Source organism: Streptomyces sp. RP5T (assembly GCF_003933965.1).
GTDB lineage: Bacteria > Actinomycetota > Actinomycetes > Streptomycetales > Streptomycetaceae > Streptomyces.
In genome coordinates this window covers 1-6,757 of record NZ_RSAJ01000457.1, presented here as the reverse complement: position 1 = coordinate 6,757, position 6,757 = coordinate 1, and the positions used below count along the sequence as shown (strand labels likewise).

The window sequence follows — 6,757 nt, the reverse complement described above, 5'->3', positions numbered from 1 at the left end:
CTCGGCGCCCCGGGCAGGCCCGCGGCCGGATCGGTCATCCGCGCGCTGGAGGCGGTGTCCCGCGAGGGCGAGCGCCTGGGCGTGCACCTGGTGGCCGCGACCGGCCCGGGCGGTCGTACGGCGGAGTCGGACGCGGCGCGCCGGGCCACCCTGCGCGTCACCCTGGACACCCCGGCCACCGGCCCGGAGGAACCGGCCCCAGGCCGCGGCCGGCTGGTCCGGCCCGACGGCCGGGTCACGGCCTTCCAGTCCGGCCGGGTCACCGGCCGTATCCCCCGCACGGCCACCCTGCGCCCCACGGTCGTCCCGCTGGAATGGGAACGCATGGGTGACCCCCCGGCCCGCCGCCCGGTCCGGGAACTGGGCAACGGCCCGACAGATCTTGCTCTGCTCGCCAGCGCATTGGAACGGGCAGCGAGGGAAGTCGCAGCAGCAGAGGTGCCGTCACTGCTTTAGCCGAACCAGGCTGCCCCTCTTCGTCGTGTGCCCGCACGCGCCCGCACTGGTCACGAGGCCGCAACGATCGCCCGCTTGACAGCGGACGCGCCCTTGCCGACCCAGTTCTCCCGGCGTAGACCAGTTCGCACGGGACACCCTCAACGTTCGACGCGGAACGAGGAACGGGGACGTGATGCGCAGCACGAGCAGCCCAAACCGAACGCCCAGGGCAGCGAGGACCGCGGCCGCCGCCCTCGCGGCAGCCCTCGCTCTCTCGCTCACCGCATGCGGCGGAGACGACGACAAGAGCAGTGACACGGGCGCGACAGGCGGCAAGGAGACCGGCAGCACGGTCAACCTCCCCAAGCTGAACGGCCAGAGCCTGGAGGTCGCCGCCGTCTGGAGCGGCGAGGAGCAGGCCAACTTCAAGAAGGTGCTCGCGGAGTTCGAGAAGCGCACCGGCGCCAAGGTGACCTTCGTGCCCGCCCAGGACCCGATCGTCAACTTCCTGGGCTCGAAGGTCGCGGGCGGCCAGCCGCCGGACATCGCGATGCTCCCGCAGCCCGGCGCCATCAAGCAGGCCGTGGACAAGAAGTGGGCCAAGCCCCTCGGCACGGAGGCCAAGGCCGAGCTCGCGAAGAACTACTCGCAGGGCTGGCAGGACATCGGCAAGATCGGCGGCACCCAGTACGGCGTCTACTACAAGGCCGCCAACAAGTCGCTGATCTGGTACAACGCCAAGGTCTTCGAGAACGCGGGCGCGAGCGAACCCAAGACCTGGGACGAGCTGCTGAGCACCGCGCAGACGGTCTACGACTCGGGCGTGACCCCCTTCTCGGTGGGCGGCGCCGAGGGCTGGACCCTGACGGACTGGTTCGAGAACATCTACCTCTCCCAGGCGGGCCCGGAGAAGTACGACCAGCTCGCCAAGCACGAGATCAAGTGGACGGACCCGTCCGTGAAGGACGCGCTGACCACGCTGGCCCAGGTGTGGGGCAAGAAGGACTATGTCGCGGGCGGCGCCAAGGGCGCGCTGCAGACGGACTTCCCCGCCTCGGTGACCCAGACCTTCACCGGGGGTGACCAGCCCAAGGCCGCGATGGTCTACGAGGGCGACTTCGCGCAGGTCAACATCCAGACCGCCAAGGCGAAGGTCGGCACCGACGCGAAGGTGTTCCCGTTCCCGAAGGTCGGCGACACCGCGCCCGTGGTCTCCGGCGGCGACGCGGCCGTGATCCTCAAGGACTCCAAGGCCGCGCAGGCGCTGGCGACCTTCCTGGCCTCCCCGGACGCGGCGACGATCCAGGCCAAGCTGGGCGGCTACCTCTCGCCGAACAAGAGCGTGGACGTCTCGTCGTATCCGAACCCGGTGCAGCAGAAGATCGCCAAGGCGCTGATCGACTCGGGCGACGACTTCCGCTTCGACATGTCCGACCAGGCCCCGCAGGCCTTCGGCGGCACCCCCGGCAAGGGTGAGTGGAAGGCGCTCCAGGACTTCCTGACGAACCCGAAGAACATCGCGGGCACGCAGGCGAAGCTGGAGGCCGACGCGGCGGCCGCCTACGGGAACTGAGGGCGATGACCTCGGCAACCGAGGCAGGGGCCCCACCGGCCCCTGCCTCACCCAAGTCGCGCAAGAGCGTGACCGGCACGCGCCGGACCGTGGCAGCGCTGTTCCTGCTGCCCGCCCTCGTGCTGCTGGGCGCGCTCGTGGTCTACCCGATCGGGTACTCGCTCGTCCGCAGCTTCTACGACCAGTCCGGTGACGGGTTCGCCGGAATCGACAACTACAAGGCCCTGTTCACCGACGACGGCATCCGCACGGCCCTGAAGAACAACATCATCTGGGTGGTGTTCGCGCCGACGGTCGCCACCGCGCTCGGTCTCATCTTCGCGGTGCTGACCGAACGGGTGCGCTGGGGAACGGCGTTCAAGCTGGTCGTCTTCATGCCGATGGCGATCTCGATGCTGGCGGCGGGCATCATCTTCCGGCTCGTCTACGACCAGGACCCGGACAAGGGGTTCGCGAACGCGGTGTGGGTGGGCGTGCACGACACGTTCGCGCAGTCCTCGGCGTTCCCGAAGGCCCACCCGGGCCGCGACTCGCCGCTGGTGGCCCAGGGCGGCGGGTTCGTCACCAAGTCCGCGGTCCACACCGGCGGCACGGTCACCCTGCCGCTGGTGGGCGTCGCCCCGGACCAGATGCCCGGTGACGCGAAGAAGGCCGTGGCGCCCCAGGCGGACCCGGGCCGGATCACCGGCACCACCTGGCAGGACTTCACACGCGGCAAGGGCGTCGGCAAGCTCGGCGGGGTCGACCCGACCGAACTCGGCTACCCCGGCATGAGGATCGAGGCGGTCAAGGACGGCAAGGTCGTCGAGACGGCGAAGGCCGGCGACGACGGCACCTTCTCCTTCTCCGAGAAAGCCGACGGGGCCCAACTGCGGCTCCCGGCCAGCAACTTCAAGGAGGCCTACAACGGCCTGGACTGGCTCGGCCCGTCGCTGGTGACGCCGGCGATCATCGGGTCGTACATCTGGATGTGGGCCGGCTTCGCGATGGTGCTGATCGCGGCCGGGCTCGCGGGCATCCCCCGGGAACTCCTGGAGGCCGCCCGGGTCGACGGCGCGAGCGAGTGGCAGGTCTTCCGCAGGGTCACGGTCCCCCTGCTGGCCCCCGTCCTCGCGGTCGTCACCGTGACCCTGATGATCAACGTCCTGAAGATCTTCGACCTGGTCTTCATCATCGCCCCGGGCTCCTCGCAGGACGACGCGAACGTCCTCGCGCTGGAGCTGTACAGAAAGGGCTTCTCCGAGGACCAGCCGGGCATCGCGAGCGCCATCTCGGTGTTCCTGCTGCTTCTGGTGATCCCGGTGATGTGGTTCAACGTCCGGCGGCTCAGGCGGGAGGTGCGGCGATGACGACCCAGGCCGAAAGGCTGCCCGAGACGGCAGCGGGCGAGGGGGTGAAGGCGAGGCAGTCGCTCGGTTCACGCCTCGTCGAGCGCGTCAGCGGCGGTGTGATCGGTTTCCTCCTCGCCCTGATCGGCCTGTTCTGGCTGGTTCCGACGATCGGGCTGCTGATCTCCTCGCTGCGCAGTCCGCAGGACCTGGCCGCGACCGGCTGGTGGCAGGTCTTCACCAAGCCGTCCCAGCTCACCTTCGACAGCTACGACAAGCTGCTCCAGAACAGCGACATCACCAACTCCATCGTCAACACCGTGCTGATCACGGTCCCGACGACGATCCTGGTGATCGTCATCGGCGCGCTCGCGGGTTACGCGTTCGCGTGGATGGAGTTCCCCGGCCGTGACTGGTGGTTCATGGGCGTGGTCGGTCTGCTGGTGGTGCCGGTGCAGGTGGCGCTGATCCCGATCGCCGAACTCTTCGGAAAGATCGGCCTGTTCGGCAGCATCTTCGGCGTGGTCCTCTTCCACACCGGCTTCGGCCTGCCCTTCGCGGTGTTCCTGCTGCGGAACTTCTTCGCGGAGATCCCCCGCGAACTCCTGGAGGCGGCCAGGCTCGACGGCGCGGGTGAACTGCGCCTGTTCGCACGGGTGGTGCTGCCGCTCGGGGGGCCCGCGATCGCGAGCCTCGGCATCTTCCAGTTCCTGTGGGTGTGGAACGACATGCTGATCGCCCTGGTGTTCACGGACGCCGACAGCCAGCCGATCACCGTCGCCCTGCAGACCCAGATGCGTGCCTTCGCCGACAACGTCGACGTCCTGGCACCGGGCGCCTTCATCTCGATGGTGATTCCGCTGATCGTGTTCTTCGCGTTCCAGCGGCAGTTCGTGTCCGGAGTGATGGCGGGCGCGGTCAAGTAGCGCCAGGAAACGCCTCTTTGGAGGGCTGGACCAGCAGGGGCGGGCCGGAGACGGCCCGCCCCTTCGCGTTCGCCCGAATGCCGTACGGACCGTAACTCCGGCCCCCCGTGCGGCGTTCCCGGGCAGAACGCCCGCGCCGACCCTTGGATGTGCCGTGCCCAGGTTCAGTGTCATCGTCCCCGCGTACCAGGTCCAGGCGTACCTGCCCGCATGCCTGGAATCGGTGCTGTCGCAGTCGTACGAGGATCTGGAGCTGATCGCGGTCGACGACCGCTCGCCGGACCTGTGCGGGGAGATCGTCGACGAGTTCGCGGCCCGTGATCCCCGGGTCCGCGCGCTCCACCTGTCGCGACGGTCGGGGCTCGGTCCCGCCCGCAACGCGGGGACGGCCGAGGCGACGGGCGACTATCTGCTGTTCCTCGACGGCGACGACACCCTGACCCCGCACGCGCTGCGGGCGATCGCCGACCGGCTGAAGGAGACCGGCGAGCCGGACGTGCTGGTCCACGGCCACCTGCTCGTCGACCGGTCGGGCGAGCGGGTCCGCGGCGCCTTCGCCGACCGGCTCACCGAACAGGGCCCGGCGCCCTTCCCCCTGGAGGACCGCCCGGGGCTGCTGGAGGTGCCGGCGGTGGCCTGGAACAAGGCGTACCGCAGGGAGTTCGTCGAGCGCGGGGACTTCGCGTTCCCGCCCGGCCGGCACACGGACGTGGCCTGGAGCCACCCGGTTCTGATGGCCGCCGAGTCGATCGCCACCCTGGACCAGGTCTGCGTCCACCACCGGCAGCGCCGCCGGGCCGAACCCGCCGACCCGGCCGGGCACCTCGACCTCTTCGAGCAGTACGACAGGGTCTTCGCGTACGTCGGCCGGCGCCCCGAACTCGCGCGGTGGCGCCCGGTGTTGTTCCGCCGCATGGTGGACGACCTCTGGGCGGTGTTCGCCGAGCGGAGCCGGCTCCCGCGCGGCACCCGCGCCGAGTTCCTGCGGCGCGCCCGCGCCCACCACCGCGCCCACCGCGTCCCGGGCCATCCGGTCCCGGCGCGCCTGTGGCCCCGCCACACCGTGATCCGCCTCGGCCTGTACCGCACCCACCGGCTCACGGAACTGGCCCGGAGTCTCGGCCGACGCACCGCCCGCCCGGTCGCCCGGCTCGCCGTGTCCCTGCACGCGGCGGCCCTCCGCCTCCACTACCGCGTCCAGCGCTGCCTCCCGCTGCGCGAGGACCGGGCCGTCTTCGCCGCGTACGGGGGCCGCGGCCACGGCTGCAACCCTGGCGCGCTGGAGGAGGCTTTCCGCACCTTCGCCCCGCACATCCGCACCGCGTGGGTCGCCCACCCCGAGCACCACCACACGATCCCGACCGCCACCCGCAGACTGCGCCCCGGGACGGCCGCCCACTGGACGGCACTGGCCCGCTCCAAGTACCTCGTCGACAACACCGACTTCGACCCCCGTCTGGTCAAGCGCCCCGGCCAGGTCCTCCTCCAGACCCAACACGGCACGCCCCTCAAGCACATGGGACTCGACCTCAGGGAACGCCCGGCGGCGGCAGGCGACTTGGACGTCGAGGCGATGCTGCGTGGTGTCGACCAGTGGGACTACCTCCTGTCCCCCAACCGCCACACCACCCTGACCTGGGAGCGGGTCTACCCCGGCGGTTACACCACTCTCCCCTACGGCTACCCCCGCAACGACGTTTTCCAGCGGGCGACTTCGGAGGACGTACGGCGGCTGCGCGAGTCGCTCGGGATCCCCGACGGCTCGGTCGCGATCCTGTACGCGCCCACCCACCGCGACTACCGCCGCACCCAGCGCACCACGCTCGACGTGGAGCGGTTGGTGCACCGCCTGGGCCCCCGCTTCGTCGTGCTGGCCCGCGCCCACCACCGCCACGGCGGCCCGCTCGCCTCCCCCGCGACCGGGCGGGTCGTCGACGTCAGCGACCACCCGAGCGTGGAATCCCTGTGCCTGGCCTCGGACGCCCTGGTCACCGACTACTCGTCCCTGATGTTCGACTACGCCAACCTGGACCGCCCGATCGTGATCCACGCCGAGGACCGGGAGGCGTACGAGGCATCCCGCGGCACCTACTTCGACCTGCGGTCCTGCGCGCCCGGCGCGATCGCGCGCAGCGAGGACGAGCTGACCGACATCTTCGCCACCGGGCACTGGCGCGGCTCCCGCTCCACCCAGCTGCGCTCCGCGTTCCGCGAGCGCTTCTGCCCGTACGACGACGGCCGCGCCGCCGAACGAGTCGTACGCCATGTCGTCCTGGGCGAGACCGGGCTGCCGGGTGGGACCGGGCTGCCGGCGGTGGTGCCACTCGCCGAGCGCCATCCGGTGCCGTCGGCGGCGGCAGCGCTCGACCGCCATCCGCTGGCCACCGTGCCCCGCCCCGCGAAGGACACGCCCGTCATCGAGACCCGTTAGCCGTCCAGACCCTCAAGCCATCAAGCCCCTTCAGCCATCGAGACCCGTTAGGAGAGGGCAG

4 protein-coding genes and 1 pseudogene are annotated in these 6,757 nt (G+C 70.8%); all 5 read left to right on the top strand.

Annotated features, from left to right (window positions below):
• Window positions 1-456: pseudogene (locus tag EHS43_RS33305) on the top strand (cell division protein FtsK); the annotation flags it as partial.
• 175 nt (window positions 457-631) lie between these two features.
• Entirely contained in the window at window positions 632-2,011 is a 1,380-nt protein-coding gene (locus EHS43_RS33300; RefSeq protein ID WP_125194383.1) for an ABC transporter substrate-binding protein, read from the top strand.
• Between the two features lie 5 nt (window positions 2,012-2,016).
• Entirely contained in the window at window positions 2,017-3,360 is a 1,344-nt protein-coding gene (locus tag EHS43_RS33295; RefSeq protein WP_125194382.1) for a carbohydrate ABC transporter permease, read from the top strand.
• Window positions 3,357-4,265, top strand: a complete 909-nt coding sequence (locus EHS43_RS33290; RefSeq protein ID WP_125194381.1) for a carbohydrate ABC transporter permease — start codon at window positions 3,357-3,359, stop codon at window positions 4,263-4,265. The genes EHS43_RS33295 and EHS43_RS33290 overlap by 4 nt, the downstream gene beginning before the upstream one ends.
• A gap of 154 nt (window positions 4,266-4,419) precedes the next feature.
• Complete coding sequence (locus EHS43_RS33285; protein ID WP_125194380.1) at window positions 4,420-6,696, top strand: bifunctional glycosyltransferase family 2 protein/CDP-glycerol:glycerophosphate glycerophosphotransferase; 2,277 nt, start codon at window positions 4,420-4,422, stop codon at window positions 6,694-6,696.
• Window positions 6,697-6,757: the final 61 nt, after the last annotated feature.

Excerpts from the sequence above, each read along its gene's own strand:
- EHS43_RS33300 (WP_125194383.1), top strand. The coding sequence starts at position 632 with ATGCGCAGCACGAGCAGCCCAAACCGAACGCCCAGGGCAGCGAGGACC.
- EHS43_RS33290 (WP_125194381.1), top strand. The coding sequence starts at position 3,357 with ATGACGACCCAGGCCGAAAGGCTGCCCGAGACGGCAGCGGGCGAGGGG.
- EHS43_RS33295 (WP_125194382.1), top strand. The coding sequence starts at position 2,017 with ATGACCTCGGCAACCGAGGCAGGGGCCCCACCGGCCCCTGCCTCACCC.